The sequence below is a fragment of the Bradyrhizobium yuanmingense genome (assembly GCF_900094575.1).
Lineage (GTDB): Bacteria > Pseudomonadota > Alphaproteobacteria > Rhizobiales > Xanthobacteraceae > Bradyrhizobium > Bradyrhizobium yuanmingense.
In genome coordinates, this window is record NZ_FMAE01000014.1 from 22,296 (window position 1) to 46,664 (window position 24,369).

At 58.7% G+C, this 24,369-nt stretch carries 12 protein-coding genes and 2 pseudogenes; 7 read left to right on the forward strand and 7 right to left on the reverse strand.

From position 1 onward, the window contains the following. The first annotated feature begins 126 nt into the window (after positions 1-126). A complete protein-coding gene (locus GA0061099_RS34240) occupies positions 127-489 on the forward strand; it encodes a hypothetical protein (RefSeq protein ID WP_036030678.1) in 363 nt (120 codons plus the stop codon). A 418-nt stretch (positions 490-907) separates the two neighbouring features. Here the strand turns inward: GA0061099_RS34240 and GA0061099_RS34245 are convergent, their stop codons facing one another. Together GA0061099_RS34245 and GA0061099_RS34250 are read right to left on the reverse strand one after the other, a co-directional pair. After that, a complete protein-coding gene (locus GA0061099_RS34245) occupies positions 908-1,252 on the reverse strand; it encodes a hypothetical protein (RefSeq protein ID WP_036030673.1) in 345 nt (114 codons plus the stop codon). Then, positions 1,252-2,339 (reverse strand): annotated as a pseudogene (locus GA0061099_RS34250) (IS5 family transposase). The gene GA0061099_RS34245 and the pseudogene GA0061099_RS34250 overlap by 1 nt, the downstream one beginning before the upstream one ends. Positions 2,340-3,004: 665 nt before the next feature. On the opposite strand from GA0061099_RS34250, the gene GA0061099_RS34255 reads away from it, so the two are divergent. The 4 genes and pseudogenes from GA0061099_RS34255 to GA0061099_RS34280 all read left to right on the forward strand — a co-directional run bounded on the left by GA0061099_RS34255 (position 3,005) and on the right by GA0061099_RS34280 (position 10,790). Continuing rightward, positions 3,005-3,250 (forward strand): hypothetical protein, encoded by a 246-nt coding sequence (locus GA0061099_RS34255; RefSeq protein ID WP_036030671.1) that lies wholly within the window; start codon positions 3,005-3,007, stop codon positions 3,248-3,250. A 481-nt stretch (positions 3,251-3,731) separates the two neighbouring features. Beyond that, positions 3,732-4,457 (forward strand): outer membrane protein, encoded by a 726-nt coding sequence (locus GA0061099_RS34260; RefSeq protein ID WP_036030669.1) that lies wholly within the window; start codon positions 3,732-3,734, stop codon positions 4,455-4,457. Positions 4,458-6,206: 1,749 nt separating this feature from the next. Continuing rightward, positions 6,207-7,542 (forward strand): annotated as a pseudogene (gene hemN / locus GA0061099_RS34270) (oxygen-independent coproporphyrinogen III oxidase). 1,649 nt (positions 7,543-9,191) lie between these two features. Next, a complete protein-coding gene (locus tag GA0061099_RS34280) occupies positions 9,192-10,790 on the forward strand; it encodes a carbohydrate porin (protein ID WP_081493062.1) in 1,599 nt (532 codons plus the stop codon). 959 nt (positions 10,791-11,749) lie between these two features. Here GA0061099_RS34280 and GA0061099_RS34285 read toward each other — a convergent pair. Beyond that, positions 11,750-13,999, reverse strand: coding sequence for a hypothetical protein (locus GA0061099_RS34285; RefSeq protein ID WP_225114803.1), 2,250 nt, complete (start codon positions 13,997-13,999; stop codon positions 11,750-11,752). 1,272 nt (positions 14,000-15,271) lie between these two features. Continuing rightward, positions 15,272-16,990 carry an NEL-type E3 ubiquitin ligase domain-containing protein gene (locus GA0061099_RS34290; protein ID WP_036030727.1) on the reverse strand — a complete coding sequence of 573 codons (1,719 nt, stop codon included), beginning with the start codon at positions 16,988-16,990 and terminating at the stop codon, positions 15,272-15,274. A gap of 704 nt (positions 16,991-17,694) precedes the next feature. Here GA0061099_RS34290 and GA0061099_RS34295 point away from each other — a divergent pair. Next, positions 17,695-19,524 (forward strand): NEL-type E3 ubiquitin ligase domain-containing protein, encoded by a 1,830-nt coding sequence (locus GA0061099_RS34295; RefSeq protein WP_036030724.1) that lies wholly within the window; start codon positions 17,695-17,697, stop codon positions 19,522-19,524. 295 nt (positions 19,525-19,819) lie between these two features. Here GA0061099_RS34295 and GA0061099_RS34300 read toward each other — a convergent pair whose 3' ends face one another. Beyond that, on the reverse strand, positions 19,820-20,185 hold the full coding sequence (locus tag GA0061099_RS34300) for a hypothetical protein (protein WP_141697714.1): 366 nt from the start codon (positions 20,183-20,185) through the stop codon (positions 19,820-19,822). A gap of 464 nt (positions 20,186-20,649) precedes the next feature. Next, positions 20,650-21,654, reverse strand: coding sequence for a pectinesterase family protein (locus GA0061099_RS34305; RefSeq protein WP_050996213.1), 1,005 nt, complete (start codon positions 21,652-21,654; stop codon positions 20,650-20,652). Between the two features lie 75 nt (positions 21,655-21,729). Here GA0061099_RS34305 and GA0061099_RS41555 point away from each other — a divergent pair, with 75 nt between their 5' ends. Then, positions 21,730-21,903, forward strand: coding sequence for a hypothetical protein (locus GA0061099_RS41555; protein ID WP_157786052.1), 174 nt, complete (start codon positions 21,730-21,732; stop codon positions 21,901-21,903). Between the two features lie 3 nt (positions 21,904-21,906). Here the strand turns inward: GA0061099_RS41555 and GA0061099_RS34310 are convergent, their stop codons facing one another. Beyond that, positions 21,907-23,205 carry a glycoside hydrolase family 28 protein gene (locus GA0061099_RS34310; RefSeq protein WP_036030661.1) on the reverse strand — a complete coding sequence of 433 codons (1,299 nt, stop codon included), beginning with the start codon at positions 23,203-23,205 and terminating at the stop codon, positions 21,907-21,909. Between the last annotated feature and the right edge of the window lie 1,164 nt (positions 23,206-24,369).

Sequence of the window (24,369 nt, forward strand, 5' to 3'; positions counted from 1 at the left end):
GTTTGGGGAGCGTGCGCACCTCCTGTGCAACAGCGATTTGTCGGCCGACGCATCCGGCGTCTGGCGAACGGGAAACGACTACCCTTATTCCGCCTGTCTTGCATTTCACCACTTTGGAGAAATACCGTGAAACTTGACCCTTCCAATTCACGCATACAGGATCTCGAGGATCGCATCGACCTGCAACTCGACATCGTGGCCGCGCTCATGCGCGAAGAAGGCAACGAGCTCGAAGCGATCCGACTGCTCAATGCACTCATAGGCCAAATGATTACGGCGGAGCTGGAGCTCGGCCAGCGTGGTGATACGAGCACCGGTGACGGACGAATGCGACTGTTTCGAGACCGTGGCGTTTACCAGCCCGAGGACCTTCAGTTCTTGGGACGCCTCTTCGATCAGACTGTGGCAGCATTACCGGCAGCGCTCCGAACTTCCGTCAATCGAATGACGATCGCCAAGCTGATTTTTTCACGTGCGGCGGCGGACTGAACTTTCATTTGGCTTTTTCTGGGTTGAGGGCGCTGACCGAACGTTTATCGCTGGACTGACAATCGTGCCAATGTCGTCCGCACCAGATGGAGGTATGCGGCTTATGGGCTCCCCGTCCCACAAGCGGGTCGCTTCCGCTGGCTTTCTATATCGCAACTGCTCGTGACGACGTTCGAGAGCAAGGCTCGCTTTATCTCGCGCCGCGGACGACGCAATTACGTTCGGATCTAGCAAGACCTTGCTGTTCCTCGACGCCTGTGGCCACCAAGAGCTGGTAGCGCGGAAGCGCAACCCAACACATACGTTCGAGACACCGGACGGCTATCGCCGCTTCCGACCGCTCCCTGCGCCGACCTTCGAACTCGCTACATGTATCAGATACGATTCCCAAAGCAGCCATAGGAGGCTGTTGAAGAACTCAGCCGCGTTCGCAAACGAAGGCTGAATCGTCGCCATTGTGGATGTAGAAGTGGCCGACGAGCCTGCCCGCAGTGCCGATTATAGCCCATCCGCGACCACAGGCCGGATCATTCTCGTCGTGCCCTTCCCATGAGAACTCGGCGCAGGCCGATCCGTCGCGGGTGCCGTAGCGCACGTCCAGGAAGCCCTTGAGAGCCCCAAAGGCGATTTCGCCATCGGACTTGCCCTGGAAGGTGAGATGCGCCTCTTCGACAAGATCAAGGAAGTCGCTGTCCCAGACGTCCATCTCGACGATGCGCCAGCGGCCGACACAGGCCTTGGCGAAGCCGGGCACCTTGGCCATCAGCCGGTCTCCGCAATCAGCTTGGGCAGTCGCAACAGATTGTAGGCGGCGGCAGCGAAGGTAAAGGCCCATGCGACGCGATCACGGCCACGGAAGCTGGTCTTCTCTTGCCCGGCGACCGTGTTGATCCAGCCGAATGCCTCCTCGATGCGCTTACGGATGCGCTGACTGACGGCATAGCCGCCGTGCCGGGTCGTTCGTCCGTCAATCGCGGAACTACGGCCGCTGGTGTTCTGTGCAACATGCGGCGTCACGTTCATCGAGCGCAGTTCGTTGACGAAGTCTTCTGCGTCGTAGGCTTTGTCGGCGCCAAGCGTGATCGCCGTCGGCCGGTCGGCATGTGGTTCGATCATGTGCAGCGCGGCCACTCGCTCGGCATGCCCGTCGGCCTGCGTCAGGCAAGCGTCGACCAGCAGGCCGTGGCGGCTCTCCATCAGCCCGTGCCCGATGAAGCACAGCTTGGTCTCCTTGCCTTTCCGCTTGAGATAGAGCCTGGCATCGGGATCAGTGGAAGCGTGGGTGTCGTTCGGGCGTTTCTGCCCATGGAAGTCCGCTTCGGCATTGCGCCCGCCGCCGGGCGCTGGCGGCTCGCCGGAGCCATCCTTCGGCTTGACGCTCTTCATCGAGGCCCAGGCCTCGATCAGCGTACCGTCGACCGAGAAGTGATCGCTCGACAGAAGCCTCTTCACCTTGGGCTGCGCCAGCACCGCCGCCAGAAACTTGGCCGCGATGTCGCCTTCCAGCAGCCGGTCGCGGTTCTTCGAGAACACCGAATGGTCCCAGGCTGCGTCGTCAAGGCCGATTCCGACGAACCAACGGACAGCAGGTCGTATTCCAGTCGCTCCATCAGAAGCCGCTCCGAGCGGATCGAATAAAACGCCTGCAACAGCATCGCCCGCAGCAGCTTCTCCGGCGGGATCGACGGCCGCCCAATCGGCGAATAGTGCGCGGCAAACTCGCGCTCCAGCGCCGACAGCGCTTCGTTCCCAATCGTCCGGATCGCTCGTAGCGGATGATTATCCCGCACCCGCGCCTCCAGGTCGACGTAGCTGAACAGCTCGCCCGCTCGATAGTCGCCGCCGCGCACGCACCATCTCCGAATCTCGTCGGAGCCAATGAATCACGGCCGCCGGTCGGCGGCGAGCGCCTTTTTCAACGGCCTGCTAGGAGATGTGGTGCTTCTTCTTCCGATCAAGATCTACCAGATAAGGCAGCTACGACATGTTGGATGTGTGGTACCCTTCAAAGCTAATGCTCGGAACAGGGCGATCAGCCTCTCCGCACGTTAGCAATCTTTCCGCGAGGCACCACGATATTGTCCGCCGCGCACTGGTGGCGCTGAGACGCGGCGCGCACCACCTGTCCGTATCCGAGAACCTCACATAGCTTCCGAGATCACCATATTGCGGTTGGGCCGCTCACGTCCGGTTAGTCGTGACTGGCCTGGCGCGGATCTTCCGATTGCAGGACGAATATCCACAATTTATTGTCGACGCCAATCAACAGCGCACTACGGTAAAGAAGCGCGCTCGAATCCTGCTCGTTTTACTCCTTTCAGAATTATTCGACTGCGCCTGGCAATACGACATTCGGTCATCCGACTTTCAACAACGATCTATAAACTTCCCTGAAGCCCGAGAGCAGCTCGATGGGGGGTCTGCACGCTGATGTCTTGCTTGCTACACGTCACGAAATCTCGGTTAGCTTTTGGGAGGGTACTCCCTTGTGTCAGGATGTCGAGGAGTGTTTTAGATGGATCAGTTTTCTTCCGACCAAGTGCAGGTGCCAGATGCTGTCGTGAGCGTCGCATTTGACAAGGCTTGGGGCTTTGTCGAGAAGGATCCCTTGCTGGCACATAATCTCAAGGCCGTCCTTCATAGACGATTGCGCACTTACCTTGAGTGTTCGATAAGAAAAGGCGAACGGAATACTCTCAATCTGGCAAATGAGGCGATACGCAACTTGCGTGCTGAACTCGCGCCGTCGACGGAGCAATGAGCGCTTGCAGCCGTACCGCTGGGAGCGTCTGGCTGGGTAAACACATCTAACGGGTCTATGCGTAGAAATCGCGTCAGAGCGTGGTCGAGCAGACTTTCCTCTACTGAGGCTCTGCCCGGCGCGCCTGTAATCAAGGCCTTCATTACCGATCTGCCTGAGCCGTCAGCATACACGAAGTGTGTAAGCGCGGCCTCGGTTTGCCGGTTTGCAACAGAAGGAGCCAAGCACCTCCCAACTTTGCAGTCGCATCGACGTCATCATGAACGGCTCGTGTCCAAAGAAGGGCCCCGCGAGGCACCACTGCCGGGCCGCAGCGTCTCGATGGATGTGGAGCAGCGGCATTTTGCGCGCTCCGCAATCTAACGCCGCGTACGATTGGACACATTTCTTTCCAAGACATGTTGTGCGGCAGTTACAGCAATTCGCGTTCATATTGATAAACGCACGGCGCCGGGGGGCACCGAAAGGAAACGACACTCGAATGAAAAACATTCTAATTCTGACTGCAAGCATCGGCGCATTCGTTGCGGCCACTCCCTCCTTCGGCACGGACTTGGCCGGGCAGCCTGTCAAGGTCAAAGCGGCACCGCTGCCGGCCGCGGCCCCGATTACAGATTGGTCCGGCTACTATATCGGTGCAAATGGCGGCTGGGGAACGAGCCACAATTGCTGGGATTTTAATGGCGCCACTCCCGAGGGCTGCCATAATTCGACCGGCGGGACCATTGGCGGCCAGATTGGCTATCGTTGGCACATCTTCAACATGGTCTACGGCATCGAAGGTCAGGGCAACTGGGCCGACTTCAGCGGCTCCAATATCAGCACCGCCTTTCCGGCAAGCACCGTTGGCACCACGACAGATGCATTCGGTCTACTCACGGGCCATATCGGCTACGCGTTCAATGCCGTGCTACTATACGGCAAGGGTGGTGCTGCGGTGACCAGCAACACCTATCAGGTCAACTCGTTGGCTACTGGCACCGAGATTGGCAAAAGCAGTGATGTGCGTTGGGGTGGCGTGCTGGGCGCCGGTGCCGAAGTCAGCCTCACGCCGAACTGGTCAGCTGGCGTCGAGTATAACCACTTGTTCATGCAGCGCAGCAACATCAGCTTCCCAGCGGCTCTTGGTACGGATCGCGTCCACCAGGATGTCGATCTCATCACGGCACGGCTCAATTACAAGTTTGGCTCGCCCTTTGCTAGATAGAGACCTCCACGCGGCTGCGTGAATCGGAACCCCGGCCTGCGGTCGGGGTTCTTTCGCGAGTTGATCCCACAAAAACGGCAATCATGACATTGGTAGGGAAGGCGACAGCACCATTTGCGAAGCAGGGACACGAGGTGACTTACAGCAAGAAATGCAGCTTACCTCGGCGGCCCCTTGAGTCCGGCCCTCTCAGGGCCAAAAGCGCAGCCCTATTCCAGCCCAGTCAAGTACAAAGTTCGGCAGTTGATGGGACGGTCTACACACGACGCTCGTTAAGGACCTTGACCTGACTGCAGCTCCGGCCGCGCCATCCCACTTAAGCCCCTTGCGGAACACAACTAGGCCGCACCTGATGCACAACTTATGAAGGGCTCGGTGGAAAACGGCCAAGAGCTTAGCCTCCGCTCTTCGCGATCATCTCGCTGCTCTATGCGAGCGTTGGTGAGGCGGGTGGTACTGCATTTCTGTTGCTAATAACTTTCGTTGGTATGCCACTGCATTGTACAACAGAGGTCGGGTGGGGCACCCACTTTCGCCTGATCAAGCGGTTGCCGCAATCTCCTCGACGCCTGGGTAGGCTCAGCTCGCATTCGCGTAAGAGCATCTGCAGGCTCGATTGGTCTACCGAACCACAAACTTCCTCAATCCATTGTGACCGGACTGGAATACCAGGATGGGAACGCATTCATGCAATGAAAAGCCGCAAGCTCTCCACCCCGATCCTGCATAGACGGCTCGAGCTCGCAGCATCGAGAACATAGTGACTGGATGGTCGACGCCTGACCGGGCGCCCTATGTGACACTGAGAGCTGCAGGTGCATCACATCGACGCGACGCGAATGAAGGCTAACGGAGTAGATATGCGCGTCTGGCAGCGATCGATAGCTGCAAAGGCTATGTTCCAAAGAAAACTACCCAGCTGGTCACGCAGAATAGACCATACAGATAGTGTTACATCTGATGTATCTGGCCAGAATTCGCTTTGCCATCAGCAGAACGTCCACAACCGTTGTGAGTTGGTGAGCTGCATTAGACAGGAACCAGACGCCGCCGAACCAAGGCGCCCCGACGCACTCGGCCGGGGGGCTGAAAGTGCGCCGGGTTCGCCCCAACATCATCAGTACATCCGTGATGATGCTTGTGGCAATGAGACAAGCAGCGTGGCGGAATTGAGGCTTATGCTTCGATACTAGAGATCAAAGCGAGCTTTCGTCGGCTGCGCCGACAGACTTGAATCGCACGTCGCGTCACGTTGTACTATTGCGCTCCTCTCGCTCTCATCCAGCAAGCAACTTGTCTTTCCGTGGCACGCCGGCCTTTGACGGGAGGCATCCTTTGAACCCTGTGAGCAACCAAATCGGCTTTTGCTTGGAAAAACCGGTTTGAAAATCTGCGCCAGCTCAGCTGCTTCTGGTGAGACCTGCAATCCCTGTTTTCGTCGCAGAATGAGCAGCCCTCAGCGAATGCGGAAACGACGTGCCCTCGTATGAGCGATTGAACGTTGCGCAGGCTCGTCGGGCACGTCTAGTCGCTTCGACCGTGCTCGCATGAGAAATTCATATCCTAAACGTTCAGATAGCCGCCAACGAGCGACTCTCACTCCCTCACCCTGCCCCTAAGCCGCGTTTGCAGTAACATCGAAAACGGGACCAGATCTCAGAAACCACTAGGCGGGTTTGACATATCGCAAAGACATTAGAGAGGGTATTCGTCAGCTTTATGCTGGCCTGAGCATTGGAAAGTTAGGACTTGCAGACCTCCCTTCTGAACAAGTATTGCGATGCTCGCCTGCCTTGGTACACCATCTATCCAACCGTACCGGATTTCTCCGCGATGGTCGGTGCCGAGACTTGTGAGACATGGCTGAGGCGACTGCCGCCCGACGAGCCCGTATCGCTCTACATCCACGTTCCGTTCTGTCGCTCTATCTGTTGGTATCGCGGCTTCCCTACAAGCCTCACTCGCAGCGAGCGACCGGTCCGCAATTACTTGGCAGTTGCGAGAGGAGATAGGCTTGGTCGCAGAGCAAGTGCCGCGCGCTCTGCCGGTGAGCGACGTGCATTTTGGCGGCGGGACGCCGACGACCATTGCACCGAGCGATTTTCTCGCCTTGATGGAACTCCTGCGCCACTGCTTTGCGTTCAAAAAATCAGCTACCATCGCCATAGAAATCGATCCGCGTGGGGTCACGCCCGAGATGGTCGAAACGTTACAAGCGGCCGGGGTCAGCCGCGCGAGCATCGGCGTGCAAAGCTTCGATCCTATAGTTCAAAGGTCGGTCAACCGCGCGCAGAGCGAGGTGCTGACGGCTTCTGTCGTCGAAACTCTACGCCAGCATGGGATAAACCGCATCAATTTCGACCTTCTCTTCGGACTACCGCATCAAACGGTGCGGTCCTGCGTGGACACCGCGCGGACAGCTCTGGCCATGCGGCCAGACCGGCTTGCAGTTTTCGGCTATGCTCACGTCCCCTCCTATATGAAACGTCAACGCCAGCTCGATGAGAGGTCGCTGCCGGACAATATTGCCCGCGCTGAGCAAGCCGCGGCCATTGCAAATACTCTGGTCTCGGCCGGCTACCACCAGATCGGGCTCGACCATTTCGCCCTGCCCAACGACGAGCTCGCCCTAGCGCAGAAAGCTGGTCGACTGCGCCGCAACTCCCTCGGCTATTCGGCTGATACCTGCAAAACCGTAATCGGCTTAGGTCCTTCCGCGATCGGCCGTTTGCGTGAGGGTTATGTGCAGAACGAGATCGCAACCACTTCCTATCACGAACACGTTCGAGCCGGCCGCCTGGCAACCTCAAAAGGCTATTGCCTGTCGACCGAAGATCGCCTCCGCGCCGCAATCATCGAGCGTCTAATGTGCGATTTGCACGCCGACATACCAGCGATCTGTGCTGCTCACGGATTTGATCCGATTCCTCTTCTCAATTCTGCAGGCCGGCTGGGAATGCTTGCCGAAGACGGGATAGTGGACGTTGAAGGGGGTTTAATTCGGGTCAAGCAGGAGCATCGGTTCGTCGTTCGTGCGGTTGCTGCCGCATTCGACACTTATCTCGACCGTACCCCCATTAGCTAAGCCACGCCTCGAGCGGAGTTGAAGACCCGAGTACACCTGCAGCAGTCTCGGCCTCAAGGCTCGGCTTTCTTCGGTCCTGCGATCATTGGCGCGCCTCCGAGAGAAACAGGCCCTTCTGGTTTGGACCGGCCGAAGGGTTTCCTGGCGCTGCTTGAACAGCCCGGGCTGCCGACAAAGCAGTCGCGGGAGCAGCAGATGGGAGAGGAGTTAAACTCTGCAGCGAGTCGATTCGCGAGGTCAGGATCGTGATCTGATCCAGGATCCCTTTCAGGTCATCACGCTGGGCAACGGCCCGGCGCTTGAGTTCCGCGATCTCATCGTCAGCTTTCTGTTGCGCCTCCCTTATCTCGGACTGAACCTGTCTCCCGTGGTGACGGGCTCATCTTTGAAGCGACCTCCTGCACTTCTGGCGACTCGACAAATTATTCAAGATGGCCCAAAGCCACGCGCCAGAAGCGAGCCGACGAGGACAAGCGGCAGCACCAAAACCGCGAGATTCCGTCTTGACGGCCTATGCAGGAGCGGCCGCACGTCTGAACCGGCCGCTTGAGCAATCGACTCCATTGCTCCTCCCTCAACATCCCTCCCAGCAGGTTTCTTTGTCGACGTGAGAGCCTACGATGCTGACGCGCTTCTAAGGGCTACTAGCGTCCACAATAAGCAATTTCGGCCACCTTCCCGATCGGCTGCTCCTGCTTTCGATGCTATCCCCTTCAGCAACTCGACAATTTGCGCTCGTTCTCCATGATAGAGTCCCGCAGCGAGCATTGGTGGTCGTCGTTTGGCCATGGCGATGGCCCAGCATTTTGCTCATTCAGAAGAATCTTGCAGATTTTCTCGAGCGTCGCACGAATGCAAATCGTCCGCGGCTTCCTGCATTGTGTTGGATAGAGCAGCCTCGCCTCAGGCCTGACGACATCACAAACTTCATCCGGGACACGCCACATAGGCACAACGGCTGAACGGCCGACCCGCAATGGCCGATCGGACTAGCTATCATTGCAAACTGTTCAACTCCCAATTCCGGCGGGTTGCTTGAGATGACGGATAGATGGCAAGCGTGACCAACGAACGCCGCGCACGTTATGGACTCCGATGCAACACAGATTTTGCACTGACAACCGCGGTAACAGAGCCAGCAACGTGCTCGCAGATAGGCGGCAAAGCCGCTGTATGGCTGTTCCCTCCGGCCTCCTGGGCCATCCGGTTAGACCTTCTGGTGTGATTGCCGGACGCGCAAATTCAAAGGCGCGCCTCGGCGAGCTTGGCGATTGTCTCGTCTTTCCGTGACAACGATGCCGATGAAGCGCTTCGTGAAGCCTGGTCTCACCGCCAAATCGGCTGACTCACGGTGAGCAAAGTGGAGATTCGCAACGCTTTCGTGCCCATTGCAGCGAGGCGCTGCGCGCTCGTGATTAGCATCTTGATGAACCAACGCTCGGGGCTGGCTCTCGGCGCACCGGCCTCGTTCATAGCCGTGGTTGCGAAGCGGATCATCACGTCGCGAGCTAACAGCTTTACAAGGCGTGGATGGTTCTTGTCGGAACAATCGAGATCCAGCTCGCCGTCCTCGCCCTCGAACGAGAAAACCCTGAGAGCTTACCGTTCGCCAATCAGGCCGCAGCGCAATCTATTCATGGCCGGGAAAGATGAAAGCAAGCTGCGCCGTGCGTGATCGCTTTCTTGAGACGAGTTTGCCGTGGGGATACCCGGCGGCCAAAGCACTTTCCTTTAATTTAAAGCCGAGAGGAAAGCAACATTGGCTTGTTATCGCAGTTTCGCTCGCAGCTTATCTGGTCGACAATTCCGTACTGGCACAAACCGCCAGCGGGTTTGATCCTAGGAGCCACCCTGTGGATCAGGCCAGCAAAAGACGAAAGGCTTCTGATCCGGCCGAAAAGCTCCGGATGGGCCTGGCAACCAGCCCTCGTGCCCCGGCGCCAGCACCAAATCCCGGCGCGCCTTTCGAAAAGCGCGCTCGTGCGGACAGAGCTACTCAGACTAGAACGCAAAAGACGGTCGATCCCTTCGCACGGTACGACAATCTGCGTGAAAAAGGAGTGTGGTTCAACATACCCGGCGCTGTGGACACGATCGATCAGGACAAGGGCGGCGTTAGATCGGCGCTTGCAGATGTCGGCATCGGTTACATCGGCTGGACACACAACAGCTTTGCAAACAACCTGCTGCCGAATGCCGCCAGAAGTACTATCGCAAACCAGCTCTATATGGGCCAGAATCCGACCTTCGCGTCGGCAAACTTCATGATCGTCACCTACGATCTCAGCCGGCTTGGCATTTCCGACGGACAAATTGTCATAGGGGCCGAGCAGCAACACTGGACGTGGGATCGCCCGGGACCAGATCGAGTGGGGCTCAATACGCTCGCCTACTACCAGACTTTCTTCGACAAGACACTAGAGCTTAAACTCGGCTATCTCAGAAACCAAAATGAATTCACCGGCACATTGTTCGGAGGGATTACAGGATCGAACATGTCTGCCTTGTTCCAGGGGGGCATGAGCACCAATGCCGCACCGACGCCCGCGGTCAACCTGAAGTACAATTTTGACCGTGGCTTGTACAACAAGGTCTCCGTCCAGCGCTCAATTAGCCCAGATGGTCCCTATGTCCAGATAACGGAGAATCCCACGGGCTTGAACTGGAGCACGCCCCATGCAGGCATTCTTCTCATTGATGAAGCCGGCTACAAGAGCAAGGCAGCTCCCGGCGTACCCGATACGTGGCTGCGGGCGGGCGTTGGTTTCAACACCAGCCGGTACACGAGTTTGACGGATCCCAAGCGAGGGAGGGAAAGCGGGAATAACTTTCACTACATCGCTGCGGACAGGCAGTTCTGGCAGAACGACCCCGATGGGATCCCATCTCGCGGCATCTATGGCGGCTTCTCCATCATGGAAGCTCCGCCGGACCTGAACAGGATCAGCCGGTATTCTGAGCTTCGTCTTTACGCGAGGGGAGCATTTGACAGTCGGCCCAGTGATCTGATTGCACTCGTTGCTAGCAACACGAGCTGGAGCAAATTTGCGGTGGATGCTGCCCTCGCCAAAGGGCAGCTTGCGCATCGCGACACAACAGCAATCACCGCAACATATACCGCCCATCTCGCTCCGGGAATATATGCAGGGGTCGGACTGTCATACATTCATAACCCGACAAGCATCACGCACACACCCCAGACTAAAGACGCGCTCAATCTGTTGCTATCTACGTTAATATTCTTCTGATCATCGCAACCGCCATTGTGCTACCAACTCCTCGTGACCCGAGGGACTTGAGCTTGGCGATCTCTTTGAAAGGATCCGCCGCATCTGCGCTAGCCAGGCATTGTTGCTCGGCTTGACGGAAAGTCGCTGACCCGGCGGTGACGTGCGCGAGTTCAGCGGGGACGCGAATAGCAACAGACTCGTTGAAGCATTAAAGTATCTACGGACCTTTCGCTCGACGGGGGCGTCGTGCCCATCGTGCGTTCAAGGCGCACTCGCGCTAATCTCAATCCTTCCCCCACAGAACCGGACTCTCATCAATCCGGACGCCACACCCACGGACACGGATCGATGGCGCCCCTGTGCAGGACCGCGCGCCGCACGAGGCTAATCGGCAAGAGGAGCATCAGGGTGGGCAGGATAATACGCCCGTACCGTCGGCTCTCCACGAAGGACAGGTCCTTGTCGGTCCAGAGCAGCTTCTTAAGAGCAGCTTCGCTGCCTACTGGATCATCTGGGCGACCAATCCATACCCTTGCCGTGTTCCGTCCCTTCGCAGGAGCTTCAGCAGCTCGAAAGGACTTACGTGACGAGCTTCAGCGGCAATGAAAGCATCCCTTGGCCTCTCGTTCTTCGTTGATCCAGAAGAGTTTACTGTGATGAGGAGCAGTTCTCGAGGGGGGATCGACGCAGAGCAGGGCTCTCGGGAGGAACCCTCGGGTAAGCGTTGCGGGAGGGCCCTATCGATCGGGGTGCACACGGCGTTGGCGAGAGACAGTCGTCTTCGAGACCAACCTCGTGTCTGAGTACGAGCATTGAAGTTGTAGCACGATAAACCGACCGCCAGCACCATCGCCAACGTCACGCCTCAGCTCTGCAATCTACATCGACTGGCTGCATGGCCCATCAAGCGCGACGTGAGCGAAGGCCGCGCGCGAACTGCCCGCCGAGCAATTGGAAATGCAGCCAAGTTTGATTCTTCAGCCACGTTCGGGATAGGCGCGAACGCGCCGGCGTCCCTCGCTTTCCACCAACTCGCCCCTATAAGGCACTCCACGGATATCGAAATAGGTCGGGCGCCCAACTTCGGGCATGATGCGCTGCCCTTCAAGGACGCGGACAAGGTAATCGGGCAGGAATCGCTCCCGGTGCTCCCATCCGCCCCGAATCAAGTACCCAAGATCGACTGTACCTTCGTCGGGTCGCGCGGCCCTGACGATCTGCGGGGGACGATAGAGGGGCTGCGATGGGCCAGCTTCGTTTATCCCGCCAGCGCGCGCGTGGTGGATCAGGCGAACATCCATGGGGCCTTCCGGCCCGACAGTCGCGGAATAGTGCTCCCCATTGATCGCAAACTGACTTGGCCCGAACTGGTTTGGCAGCAGATTGATATTGCTCAAGACATCGATCAACACGTCTGAAGCCGCCTGGGAGCCGTGGCGCCAGTCGGCGCCAACGATCGCTCCGATATCCCGCAGCTCCGGAGCCGGCCCCGGCGGTCCTGCGAACCACGAGGTGACTGCAAATTCAGGTGCTGGCGCAGAGCGCGCATCGTCACGCAAGTCGTGCGGTGTGGGTGGATCCAGATCAACGAAGGAGTCGAGACCGCCGTAGATGTTTGACGATCGGGGCCTTACCGATGACGGCGATGCGGGTTCTTGCATCTGTTGCCCAAGCCAGGCCCAGGCTCCCTGGCTCGGGGTGGCCGGAGTAGCAGGAAGCTCGAGCGGCGGATGAGCTTGCGCGGCCCAGTGCGGCGCTGGCACTGGTGAGGCGGGTTCGTGGATTTGCTCGCCAATCCAATCCCGGGCTGCCGCGCTCGGCGTTGCCGGGGCTGCGGGAAGCTGTTGCGACGAACCGGCCTGCCAATCGCTAGGCGCTCGCATCGATGTGGTGGGCCCGTGGATCTGCTCGCCAAGCCAATCCCAGGCTCCCGCGCTCGGGGTGGCTGGCGTTGCAGGAGGCTCCTGCATTGAGTGCGGCTGTCGAGCAGCTTCCCAAGAAGGCTGGCCCGGATCGTCAGGAGGCCGCAATCCAAGCGCCCTGTTCGCCTCCAGGATTTGCTCGTATTGGCCAAGCTTGACTAGATCAGGCTTGATCTTGCCGTCCTTGGTTTCGCGCCTGTATTCCTCGACGTCCCGGTCAAGCGCTGGGGTGGAAAGTCTGCCAGCCATTGCCGGCCGATCATGCGTCTGCAGCCACTCACTTAGCCTATACATGCGGCGAGCTTGCCTGTCGATCGTCTCCGGCTCGATCCTGTGCGCCGCCTTTTCCGCCGCCGACCACATGTCGATGAGGATTGCGTCCGCGCGGTGAGGGGCCAGTCGGCGGAGATCAGGCGCCAGGGCGTTTCCGGCACCGACCTCGCGGAGCTTCTTCAAGGCCGCTTTGATGCGTCTGCTTCTGTCCTTTGCGTAGGTATCGACATCCTCATCCAGCTCAGCTTCCAGCTGACGGTTTTCCACCTCCGGGTTGTCCTGCTGCGCGTTTTCTGATTCCCGTTGAATTCGATCCGCAATTGAGGGCCTTCCGGCCGTGCTCAGGCGCGCGCTCAAATGGCGCAAATCGGCTGCGGCATTCTTGATCGTGCCGTCGGTGAGGTTACCCGCCGCCTTGTTTCTGAAATCTCTTATCAGCACCTCGTCCTCCTCTGGGACAGCGCGCGTCCGGCCTGGCTGGCGAGCATAGTCAATGCGAAGGGTCGTGGAAAAGGCATCCCCCTGTCCCGCATTGCGCGAGTACTTTTCGCTGCTGCTCCCGCCAAAAGCCTTGCCGATTCCCGACTTGAAGCGTGACCATAATCCGCCGCTCTTTCCGCTCTTGGCCGACGCGGCAGACTCTGCGTCTGGAAAGCTGTAGCGCGCGCTGCTGAACGGATCATCTCGCAAGCCGGACTGCGGCACTTGCGCCGAAGCGGGAAGCTGGAAGCTGGGAATGTCTACGCTCCGGCGCGTGCCGCCCAGCGCACTCTCCCTAAAAGCGGAGTCCGGCGGCACCCGCATCGAACCGCCGAAATCCTCCGGCCGGACTGCTCGCCCCCCTCCTGCGGGAGCCCGATCAGGCGAATTTGAGTTGCTTTCATCTGACGGATCGAGACTCAAATCCTCCAGCCGCCGTTCAAAACCACGGCGCTCCCTTTGGTTGTCTCCTCGCTGCGCGGTCCGCTCTTGCAGGGCGGCGTACTCCCGCATCCAGGCTCCTGAATCGAAGAATGGGTCAACCGGATCCACCCTGCTCTCCTCATGTTTGTACAGGCCGGACAGCAATCGGTACGGCCTCGTAGCAGATCGTCTAGCAAGAAACAGATTGTGGATTGTTGTAGCCGCAGCCTTTCGAAAAGCTGACGAGATCAGGACATTGCTGCGCGATTGACGGCCTCGCATCGGCCACCGCCTGGCGACAGGCGCTCCAATTTTTTCGCACCTCTTCGCCCGGCCTGTTCCAGTCGGCGAATTTTGTAAGCCGATGATACCAATGGATCGTCCTGTCGATCGTGTGAGCAATTCAAGCATCAGGCCCGGAACTCACTCAGCCGCTAAGAATGTCTAAGGTCATGCGTGACGAGCATCTTCTCCTCCTTCGCATCAACTTTGGCGCTGAGCTTATCCTGCGGGTGCTCTTCAACGGCGGACAGCGACCTCTCCTTGACGCAGACCGGGGGCGTTCTGGTGACCTGGACTTCCATTTGTTGCTTTCGGCTGCGCTTGTGAGGGACCGAATTGGCCTACTGCGGTTTACGAGGTCCGGCGCTTTCGCTCGAATGCAGAACGTCCCTTTCGAAGGCTTACGGCGTATCCCCCGCTTTCCGGAAGACGTGGATCACATAGGGCTGCCCTTGAGGGAGCGTAGTCGCCTAGACGAGAGGAACAGCGGGTTCAGATATCAAATCGCCCAGACAGCTTTTTCAAGAAGATGTGCAGGTTGTCCTGAGTTCTCAGCAGTCATCCCGAGCGCCTCTCGGCGCTCGGGAGCGGACAGGCAGCGCAGTTCGAGGCTGAGCTTGGCAGGCCAGCTCGGCATATGAAAATCCGGCAGGCTTCATTCGTCCCTTGACTGCGGAACCGCAAGGCTTGTCGTGCAGTCTCGGAAGCGCCTCGATCAAGCGCGTGCAGGACTTCGCCCGCATGACGGATTGGCCATCGTAAGCTGCGAATACGGTACTCCAACACTGCTTGCCCAGATGGATCTCGCTGGAAGGACTCGAAGTCAACTAGATCTGACGAACAGTTAACTCCCACGTCAAACCAGCTGGTTGGCCGGCGCAGCGGCCTGTCTGGTCTGCTCAATAACTTCCGACTGACGGAGCTCTGGTCCCGAGGAGCTGTGGAGCTGACGCAGATATGCCTCGCCTTGCGCGCGCGTTTTCATCGCTCGGCAAGACCGAAAGGCCCGCATTTTCCAACCTGCAAAAGCACCTTCGCGGCAATTGGCGAGGCTTTGACGATCGACTTTTTGGCTCCGCCACAGAGCATTGATAGATATATCTCCGGCGTGAGGAGACCTCAGAGTTCGAGGCCGCCACGCTCGGCCAGCACACGGTGCATGACATCGCGTTTGATCTCGCTGGCGAGCTCGTTTCGGACTTGAGCTCCGAGCACCCGCTCGGCATCCGGATCGCCTAGAAGACCGTGCTCGGCCAGTCGCTGATCCAAGCGGGTTTGAAACTCCTCGCCCATGGCTTCGACGAGCCGGACTTGCATCGCTTCATATTCATCAGGAGCGATTCGCCTCAGCACCGTCTCCCACGGTTGCCAGCGGGTTGCCATGTAGTCAGTAAACTGGTTCGCTTCTTGCTCGCGAACCGAGTCCAGTGCGCGCGCCGCATCATCGGATGTCACGTGAGAAACCGTCAGAAAGCGCATGTCAGGGGCGACGTGAATCAGCTCCAGCGGCTCGCGAAGAAGATTTTGATAGGCCAAGTAGACTTCAACGTCGTCTAAGTCCGGGTGGAGAGTGAGGAGCGCGTTGACCCTGTCGCGCGCGATGCCTTCCAGCGCGTCCAGGCGGAACGCAACGCGGCCGCGCTGGATGAGTTGGCCGAGCCTATCATCATACAACCCCTCCTCGACGTCAGCATTAAGGCGCGCGGTCCGCATACCGTTCCAGTGCAGAGTAACACGATCCTCGCAACTCGCGTTGGCTTCGGAAGCCTGTGTGAAAAACTGCTCGCGCAATCTCGGATTGGTCGCCGCCTGCCGCAGATCGTCCGCCACGGCCTGCCGAAACTCGTGATTGCCATAGTTGACGGTCCCACGTAGCCTTTCTAGGAACCGGGCGTAGTCTTGGGCGCCAGGCTCATCCGCAAAGTGCTGCCACTCGGCTAGCGCCGTCGGATCGTCCCCGAGCCAGTGCGCGGCAGCCTCGTCCAGAGGCAGTTGCTCAAGATGGGGTGCTGCTAGGTGAGCGCGGACCTCGTCCGGGAATGGGTTATTACCGAACTCGACGTTCTGCAGCGGATGGCTCAAACTCCCCGGTAGGAGATCCTCGGGCAGGCTGGTCAGCCGGTTACCGCTGACATCGATCGATTCAAGCCAGCTCGGAAGGGTTTCGGGGAGATTGGCCAATTGATTGCTGCTGACATCGAGCTCAACGAGCCGCCAAGGGAGAGACTCGGGGAGTTCGGTCAGCTGATTGCCACTAACCTCGAGCGAGGTGAGGCTGCTCGGGAGAGCGTCGGGCAACCTAGTCAGTCGGTTGTTGTTTGCGTTCAGGATCCCCAGCTCCGCCGGGAGGCTATCTGGGAGACTCGTCAACCTGTTATCGCTCACCTCTAAGCGATAGAGGCTCGCCGGAAGAGCGTCCGGCAAACTGGTCAACCGGTTGTGGCTAATAAAAAGTTCGTGGAGACCAGGTGGGAGGCTAGCGGGCAGGCTGCCTAGCTCGTTGTGCATGGCGCGGAGGTTCAGCAGTCTCGGCGGCAGGGCGTCGGGCAAAGCGGTTAAGGACAGGGATGACAAATCGACCAAGTGCGAGCGCATGTTGTCCGCAGCCCTGATTCGCGAGCGCCCCTGTCCGCGGCTCTCCGCTGAGCCCTGCCCCTCTTCGCCAACCCACTCGTCCAGGATCCGCGCGCGCGCGGAGCTGGGGGTCCGATACCCTGTCAAGCTTTCGACCAAATTTGCCAAGGCGCGGTTGAAGCCGCCGAGGTAGCTTTCCCGCTCCCCTTCTTCAAAATTATCCGGGGCAGAACCTGCGCTCCGCTGTGCCTGTCCTGTGTCCATCACCTTATCTCCCTCGTCAGAAACTAAGAAATCCGCGTGCCGCTGCGCAAGGCCGCGGAGCAGGAGTTTGCGCGCTGGCGCAATAATCATTCGAGCGGGCGCACGTGCGCCCGCGGCGGCCCGCCCTGGTCGAAGGCGGCTCAGCTTCACACGATTTGGAGGCGGCGAATGGATCGCTGCTGCTGCAACGTTTGCTGCCATTCCGTTGGCCGATAGATCCAGAGGACCGCTAACGTGAAAGCGTTCTGCCGCTAGCACGGCCACCTGTCGATCAGCTGACGAGTCTCGCTGCAAAAACGCCCAAGTCACTCGGTTTGCCACCCGTAGCAAAGACCAGCGTTGCACCGATTGCCTTGGCAAGTGAAAGGGCGGCCGCGGAGGTGAGTATTCGAGCGCCTGCCGCTCGTCGTTCTTCACGGACTCGGCCGAAAAGGGACCCCTGCCTGCCATTGACGTAACGCACCGTTGCCGCGCCCCGGGCTCGATGTTTAAGCCGCTGCCGCGTCGGTGCGGAAACGTGTAGGCGGAGCTAACGGACCGCCATGGATTCACTGTTCCAAATCGTTGCACCGAAATTATGCCTGCTTCGATGCCATCGCTGCGGTAACTGCGATAGGGCCGTCAGCTTGTCGAAAGAGTAGTGTCCTAGGTCCTAGATGGTGTCGTCACGGGCTGAGTTGGCCCGGTGTGGTAAGGGAGGTGAAATGGATCCTTTTGAGACAGGGCAAATTCGGCCTGACGGAGGCATTCCTTCTGCATCTTCCCAACAAGAGGGGGCGGAAGACGGGCGGGGGGCGGCACAGTGGGATGCATTCGTGACGGGTTTCGCAGCAAACTCCGGGCATTCAACTCATGCGGTGACCGAAGCAGACGAGACCCTTGAGAATTGGGCTTCTGAACAGCACGTGGGTCTCCTCGAGGACCGGGACGAAGCGGCAAGGCGGGTCAATGCTCTGGGTGAAGACGCCATGCTGGATCTCCAGTCGCTGTCCCTTACCAGTCTGCCCAGACTTCCAAGCGAGATCGTCGTGCTCGATGTGCCCTTCAATCGGCTTACCAATCTGCCTGACGAACTTCCGGCTTCGCTCCAGCGTCTTGATGTTAGTGGCAATCAGTTGAGCAGCCTGCCCGCGCTCCCGGGCGGGCTCAGAGGCCTCGACGTGAACTCGAACCGGCTGGAGAGCCTACCTGCCGTCCTACCTGCCGGGCTCCAATTTCTTTCCGCCAACCACAATCGGCTGCTGAACCTACCCGACTCCTTCCCTGCTTCGCTCCAATTTCTCCACGTCAGCGATAATCAGCTGACGAGTCTACCGGTGGCGCTCCCTGCTATGCTCGAGTTTCTCGACGTAAGCCAAAATCAACTGACGGATCTGCCGCCGGCTCTCCCAGCTTCGCTCCGGTTTCTCGACGTAAGCCAAAACCATTTGAACAGTCTGCCCGAGAACCTGCTGACCGCCTTGGGCGATGGTGGCACCCTAGTTCTGACTGAAAATCCGCTATCTGAGCAGGTGCTGGCGAACCTCAGTACAATCCTAGGCGCGGAGGGTTATGTCGGCCCGACTGTCCACCTTTCGCACGACGACGAAAGTGAATCGTCCGCGACAGACGATGAGCAGGCGGACGCTCTCGCTGAAACAGTTGCAGAATGGCTGAAGGGCAATCCACAGGAGGACGATCGGGAGGTGCTTGCCGCTTGGCAGAACTTTGCAGAAGAGCCGGGCGCTCGGGAATACGGGCTTTTCCTCGCCAAGCTGTTCGAGTCCGTCAGCTCTGGCAATGAAGGGTTCCGGCAATCGGTGGCCAATGATCTGCGTCAGGCGGCAAAAAACCCGCAATTGCGTGCCCAGTACTTTCAACTGGCATGGGATGCCAACCAGAGCTGCGAGGACCGCAGAACATTAACCTGGAACGGAATGCAGACCGCGCGCCTCATCGCGGAAGTCGAGAACGGCCTCTATGACAACAAGGCACGGCTTGCCGATCTCATCGAATTGGGGCGCGTCATGTTCCGCATGGACGCGCTCGAGGCGATCGCGCGCGATAAGGCTCACTCGCTCGCCTCGGTCGACAACGTAGAAGACATCGACGCCGTTGAAGTCTTTCTTGCCTATCAGAACAAACTGCGCGAGCGGCTGGGACTACAACACGTCGCGCCGGACATGCGCTTCTTTGAGGTCTCCGGCGTCACCGACTCTGACGTTGACAGGGCAGAGACATCCGTGCGGGAGAGGGAGGCGGCCGAATTTGCCGACTATTTGGCAATGGATTGGCAGCCTTGGGAGGATGTGATTCGCCGCATCGCACCTGAAGAGCATGCCAAGACGCAGGACCAGCTCATTGGTGCAATGGGAAAGGAGTTCGACAGCCGAATGGAGCAACAGCTCGCCGATCAAGGCCTGACCGGGGCTGAAGCTGGCCTCCTCGAAGATGCCAAGCGAGTGTTGGGCGCCGCAATTCGCAAAGAGATCGCCCGTGAGATCAAGGGCGCCCTAAGAGATAAGGTGCTCAATGAGCACGGCCTCGCGCTCTGAAGGCCCCTTTGCCGTAGGATGCTGTTAATTTTGCTGCCGTTCCTCTGGTGCGCCGGTTGGTGGCCGAGAGGAACGCGTAATGCGCAGCGAATGCAGCGGAGTGCCGATCGAGAGACCGGGCGTTGCTCCTGTCGCTCATGCTGCCGTTTGATGTAGGTCAGGTCGAGGCTTGGAGTAGACTGGCTGCTAGCTCTCTACTGAGGATCCTATACGCAACGACTGGATCGTCAGTCATACCAACTCTCCATGCGGAGCACGCCAGTACACATTTATCGGACACGCCTGCAATGAGAGTTCAAGCTGGCTTATTCGCGCGCGTTTCGATCTCCACGCAGCGGCTCATTAATTCGTCAAACGTGTCCGGCACATCGAACAACAGCCCGTCATCAACGATGTGCTGGTAATCCTGCTCCAAGACGGTTCGGGACCTTCCTTCGGGAACAAGCTTCAAGGCACCGCCGACAGCGCTTTGCGTACGCCCGTAAAGACGCCATCGCGGATCGCGCGAGACGCCCGCAGCAATATGCCGCTGGCGGTGCCCGGCTATCGGAGCCATTTGAATCGGTTCGCTGGGCAAGCCCGCCGACGACGGAAGAGCCGCTACAACCCCGTCACCGCGCCATGCAGGTCTGCTTGCCGTGATGAAGGCATGCTCTTGCATCAGGGCTCTCCTAGAAGAAAAAGGGCCATCGGCACACTTGGAAATGTTGCGCGGCACTTGACATAAGAAGGAGTCGATTGACCGTGTTATCTTGAATGCCGACGACCGGCGCCTGACAAGAAATTTATGCCGACTTTGCCTTCATCTGAGCCTGAAGAATGACCTTTTGCGCTCGCTGGTGCATTCGATTAAATCGAGCTGCGATGTTGGCCTCACATTCGATTTACGCCCATTGGCACCAATCTTCGACGGGTAGTTGGACAGGCTGCCAATAAGGGCGGGATAAGCGGATGATCGCATCCCGCCGCGAGCGATGGAGCGTCTTAACGAGCTCCTCTAAGCGTGGAGTGTCAGCCGAAGCCCTGCCCCTCTCACGCCCCTGGCAGTTTGGTTGCTGGACACCACTCTCCATCATGTCCGCTCTCTCCGTCATTCATCCGAGGATCGCAGTCGTTCCCTCACCGTCAGCGTTGTTTTGTCTTCCATCGATATGGTTCCGCGGGCAGCCAATCCGTGGCACCCCCGAAGAACGCTGTCAGCGACCATCTCGCGGCTTCCCCATCTGTCAGTTGATGGGAGTAAAGTTCGCGGCCTGAGGGGTTAGCCCCGACCCCGAAGGATCTATATTCGGCATAATAGCTCGTGCTCAAGTTGTTGGTCTTGCCCCTATCCCATTCGCGCCAGCCCTCCGGAATGACCTGGGCATCTATCTTTGTCGACAGAAAGACCACTGTGGCATACGGCCGCCAGGGGCGGCCAAGCGCGATATCGCGCGCGGCAGGGTCGGCACTTAGAGTGCAATGATCAAAAACATAGCCGCTGTCCTCGTCAGGGGCTGCCTTGCTCTGAGCGGTAAAGACGACCGCTTGATTGGCGATGCCGTGCAACTCACATTTCCGGAACCAGGCCTTGGCGTTGCCAAATACGAAATCGACATGCCCTTCGATGTAGCAGTTCGAGAAGTATTGACGTGACATTCTGCCGTTTGGACCCTTGCCGGCAAGCAGCGTGTCCTGGGCGCCGAGCAGGCGGACGCGCGTAACGACGTCCCTGTCTCCGGTAAGGGATAATGCAACCGCCTGCGAGGGTGGATTGGCCGGGTTGAGAGCGTAGTCGTTCTGGATGGTCAAATTCTCGAGCCGGAAGTCATCGCCAGTGGCATCCAGCGTCGCCGACCGGGCGGTTCCTCCTACATTGATCGCGCCATCGCCATACACAATGACGGTATTCTCCGGCTTGCTACCAGTGCCTGAGAGATGAACACCGGATTTGGAGATTTTGACCTTCTCACGATAGATACCCGGCGCGATCCGAACATCTCCGCCTTCCGCCGGCAATCCGTCGATGGCTTGCTGCACCGAGTGATAGTCGGCATTTACGGCATGCGACACGAACAGTGGCTGAGCGTATGCTGACGAGATGCAGAAACATCCCGTCAGAAGTGCAGCAGGGTGAACGAAAATACGCATGATCCTACACTTCGTTGAGTCAGCGGCACCTCGACGCAGTCGACAGAGCCTCTCTCGGCGGGATAGCCGCCGCGCATGGCCAACACATTTTTCGCGCCAAATCAGAACCTCCACGTCACCTTCGCATTCCTGGCCCTGCAAACCGTCAGACAATTGCAAACAAGTCCGGACATGAGGCTGACCTTCGTCAACACCAGTAATCTTGGCCCAGATGCTGAACTCACCACCCGAGTTCGGCGCCGGATGTAGTGCTTACCGATTGCTGTTGCGGAACGTCCTGGAACATACCTCCGAGCCGCGCAGCAGCGGTTTTGCAGCTCGTCCGGGCAGCGGCGGTGATACGTCAGAGTTATTTGCGGTGACGTTCGCATGTTCAACTTGCCAAGTGGCGGAATCGGCAAATCGGACATCTTCGAGTGTCACGTCAAGTGCATGCTCCTCGTCTACGCCGCGCATCAGCAACACACCGGTGTCGCCATGCACATGACGGAGAACGATTCGCCGATAGACCGGAATTCTCGTGCCTTGTGCGCGCGGATCATATTTCGTATCAAAAGCTAGCGGCCACCGGTTGCCCCTCAGGCACACGTACTCATAAGTCACGCTCTCGACCAGACCGCCTCGGCTAACATCGCTCTTGATGCGCAGGCCGGACGTCGTACCATCCAGCGTCAGATTACGCACCAATATGTCTCTGGCCCCGGAATTCACCTCACTGCCGATCGACATGCCATGCCCCCAGCCGAAATAATTATCAATGATCGAGATATGGCTGCTTGAGCCATTGTCGCCGGCCTTGATTGCGACGTTGTCGTCACCCGTACGGATCAAGCTGCGGGTAATGGTCACATCCTGACTCGCGCCAAGATCGATGCCATCAGTGTTGCGCGCATCCGCCGGTGAATCGATTATGAGGCCCCAAAACGTGGCACCTTGGACCCGGTTCATCGCGACATGAAAGTTGGGAGCGTTGCGCAAGGTGACATCAGAGAAAGTGATGTCCTGCGCATGATCGATTTGGATCAAGCGCGGGGCGTTCTGGTTGCCGCCCTGGGCTTGAGCGCGGCGCGCTAGCTGCCACCAGGTTTCCGCGCCGCCGCCAATTATTGCGCCGCCCTGACCATCGATGATGCCTTCTCCGTAGATGCCACCGCCGCTCGTTTTGGAAAAGCTGATGAATGGCCGGCAACCGCCGCCGTTTTCCGCAATACGACCACATTGTCCGAGGCCCTTGTCGTAAGCAGCAGGTTCGGGGATGGCGATCAGCGCCGCCCCGCGTCCGACCCATAACGTCACACCCGATTTCATCTCGAGTGGGCCCGACCGGAACTCGCCACGCCCTAAATACACGGCGGCCCCGGAAGGACATTGGTCGATGGCATTTTGCAACGTGGTCGTATCTTGCTTGCCAGACGGCACGAGGCGTTCGCACACCGTATGAGGTGCAACAGGCTCAGTGATAGTCCGGCGGTCTTGCGCTTTCGCGGTGGGGAAGACAACGATGGAGGTGAGTATGAACAATAGGGCCAAGTTGCGAAAACGCTTTGTCATCGACCTCCTCGTGCTTTGTCAGGCATCCACGCCCCATCGGTGTCGAGCCGCTGGCTCGATCTAGCAGCCGCGCGCGTCACTGGCGCGCGCAAGATGACATTTATAAGACGCAGCAGAGGCCCGGACCGTGCACCTGCGCAGCAGCACTTTGCAGATGCGCAAAAAACAGGAAGCGTCATGTTCAAAATCCGACAGCTTCGTCAATGGTCGGCCTTCTCACGCCAATCAAGCGGGTCGCCGGATTCGGCTTTTTTGCATCTAGAAAGTCGTCGGCGCCCAGTGCTCGCTCTTGATAACGATTTCGATAAGCGGCGCATCAGCCTCACTGGGAGCAATTGGTGCTTGCCCAGTACCCGCCGAAGTCCGCGGCACTGACGCGCGCCTGACCCCGACTGCTGCTACTGACCCTCCGCGCTGTTCTTGAAGCGTCCGGAAAGCCAACCTGCGTGCTTGTTCTCCTTGAACACCGTGTTGGCGAGCTGGTTTAGTGTACTGTCACCACTGGCCTGGAGCGACTGCCGCCCTCGCCGGGAAAATCCGCCACCTTAAAGCATCTGAAGATACTTCTCAGCCGTAGATGGTGAGAGTTTCCGACGAGTACTGGGACCGCTCACCATCTCGTGAATGTAATCATGATCCGCGCGCGAGACCATTCGACGGCGGATTGCGACCGCGGCATCGTGGCAAGGCCTGCCACGCGCGCTGTATTCAGTTGCGGCTCAAAGGCATCTTCTTCCGCCAGTTTCGGCTGCTGATCGTTTAGTCCGGCGTGCTGTACCGATGGTGGAGGGGCAGCACTGGATAGTCGAAATTGTGCGAGTGCACGCCCGCCTACCGTCCAGGATCAATGGGTTTATCCATATTCGGAGAAGCTTTCGAAAAGCTGACGAGGCTACGGCCGGGAAGATGGATAAAACGACCGAACTGGCCCTGAGTAAGGGGGACAGCTCTTGACGTTCAATCCAGACATGTGCGTGAGCAGCCCTCCAGATAGGAGGCTCTAGTCAACACCGCAGGGAGACGTCCCGCATGTGGTGTTACTCCGCGCCCCATCCGCCGGCCCAACGCACCGCGATCACCAAAACGCCCCGCATAACGGCAGGCCGCCAGTTCGCGCGCCCCGGTCCGTAAAAATGATGCCTCCCAAGCCGGTCGGTATTCTCG